Source organism: Mycobacterium angelicum (assembly GCF_002086155.1).
Classification (GTDB): Bacteria; Actinomycetota; Actinomycetes; order Mycobacteriales; family Mycobacteriaceae; genus Mycobacterium; species Mycobacterium angelicum.
Genome location: NZ_MVHE01000176.1, coordinates 1 through 1,810 on the forward strand (window position 1 = coordinate 1; position 1,810 = coordinate 1,810).

At 81.3% G+C, this 1,810-nt stretch carries 1 protein-coding gene and 2 pseudogenes; 2 read left to right on the top strand and 1 reads right to left on the bottom strand.

The features are described 5' to 3' along the window. A pseudogene (locus BST12_RS32490) lies at positions 1-786 on the bottom strand (PE family protein); the annotation flags it as partial. Between BST12_RS32490 and BST12_RS32495 the strand changes: the two are divergent. Together BST12_RS32495 and BST12_RS32500 are read left to right on the top strand one after the other, a co-directional pair. Beyond that, complete coding sequence (locus tag BST12_RS32495; protein ID WP_170062234.1) at positions 749-1,162, top strand: hypothetical protein; 414 nt, start codon at positions 749-751, stop codon at positions 1,160-1,162. The pseudogene BST12_RS32490 and the gene BST12_RS32495 overlap by 38 nt on opposite strands. Positions 1,163-1,219: 57 nt before the next feature. Continuing rightward, positions 1,220-1,810, top strand: a pseudogene (locus tag BST12_RS32500) (hypothetical protein); the annotation flags it as partial.

A 1,810-nucleotide genomic window follows, 5' to 3' on the forward strand; every position in this document is an offset into this window, starting at 1 on the left:
CGTGCCGGCATTGCCGCCGTCACCGGCCGCGCCGCCGGTGCCCGCGGTGCCCGCGGTGCCGCCATTGGCCGCGCCGCCGGCGCCGCCCTTGCCGCCGTCGCCGCCCGCGCCGCCGGCGCCGGCGTTGCCGCCGGCCGTGCCGTTGCCTCCGACGCCGTTGGTGGTCTGGCTGCCGGCCGTGCCGTCGATGCCGCTGCCGCCCTGGCCGCCGTCGCCACCCTTACCGCCGTTACCGCCGGTGCCGCCCTTGGCGCCCACACCGCCGGCCGCACCGCCGTCGCCGCCGGCGCCGCCCTTACCGCCGGCGTGGCCGGCGGTGCCGTTGGGGTTGGTGGCGTTGACGCCGTTGTCGCCGGGTCCACCCGCTGCGCCGTTGCCGCCGTCGCCGCCGTGGCCGCCGTCGGTGTTGGCGCCCACCGCGCCGTCGGCGGCCTTGCCGACGCCACTGCCATTGGCGCCGCCGGTGCCGCCGGCTCCGCCCTTGCCGCCGGCCCCGCCGGCACCGCCGGCGCCGCCGTCGAGGACGGTTGAAGTGCCGTCGGCGCCGCGGCCGCCGTCGCCGGCCGTGCCGGCCTTGCCGCCGTCGCCGCCCTTGCCGCCGAGGCCGTCGGCGCCCTTGCCCACACCGCTGCCGTTGGCGCCGCCGGTGCCACCGGTGCCGCCGTCGCCGCCCTTGCCGCCGGCGCCCCCGGCGCCGCCGGCCTGGCCGGCTCCGGCGTTCACACCCGCGGTGCCATTGCCGCCGCTGATGCCGTTGCCGCCGGCCCGCCGCACCGCCCACGCCACCGCTGCTGGCGTTGCCGCCCAGGCCGTCGGCACCCTTGCCGATGCCGTCACCGTTGGCGCCGCCGTGACCGCCGGCGCCGCCGTTACCGCCGTTGCCGCCGCGACCGCCGTCGCCGCCGGCGAAGCCGGCGTTGCTGTTGGCCGCCGTACCGGTAGCCCCGGCCGCGCCGGCCCCGCCGTTGCCGGCCGTACCCGCGTTGCCGCCATTGGCCGCAGCGCCGCCGGCACCCGCAGCGCCGGATACGGCGCCGCCGCTGGCCGTGCCCGCGGCGCCGCCCTTGCCGCCGTCGCCGCCGGCCCCGCCACTGCCGGCGTTACCGCCGGCCACCCCGTTGCCGCCGACACCGTTGGTCGCCGTGCCGGCGGTTCCGTCTAGGCCGCTGCCGCCGTCGCCGCCGGCGCCGCCCTTACCGCCGGCGCCACCGTTACCGCTGTGCGTGCCCGCGCCGGTGGCAGCGCCACCCTTGCCGCCGGCTCCACCCTTGCCGCCGGCCTGCCCGTCGGTGCCGTTCGGGTTGGTGGCGTTGACGCCGTCATGGCCCGGCCCGCCGGCCGCGCCGTTGCCCCCGGCACCGCCGTCGCCGCCGTTGCCGATGTTGCCGCCGGCGCCACCGGCGCCGCCGTCACCGCCGTTGGCCCCCGCGGTGGTGGGGCTGTAGCCCGTGCCGCCCGCGCCGCCGTTACCGGCCGGGCCCGCGACCGCGGCGCCGTTGGCGCCGTCGTTGGCCTTGATGCCATTGCCGCCGGTCCCGCCGGTTCCGCCGGCGCCCACGGTGCCCGCGTTACCGCCCTTGCCGCCGGCGCCGCCGGTGGTGTTGTTGACCGTGCCGGCCGCGCCGTCGCCGCCGCTGCCCGGTGTGCCCGCGTTGCCGCCCTTGCCGCCGACGCCGCCGGCGCCGTCGCTGCCCTTCGTCGCGCCGGCTCCGCCGGCAGCGCCGCCCGTACCGCCGTCGCCGCCCTTGCCGCCGCTGCCGCCGTTGCCGCCGTCGCCGCCGTTTTGGCCGCCGCCGATGCCGTTGCCGTA

Coding starts and splice junctions, on each gene's coding strand:
- BST12_RS32495 (WP_170062234.1), top strand. CDS start 749: ATGCCGTTGCCGCCGGCCCGCCGCACCGCCCACGCCACCGCTGCTGGC.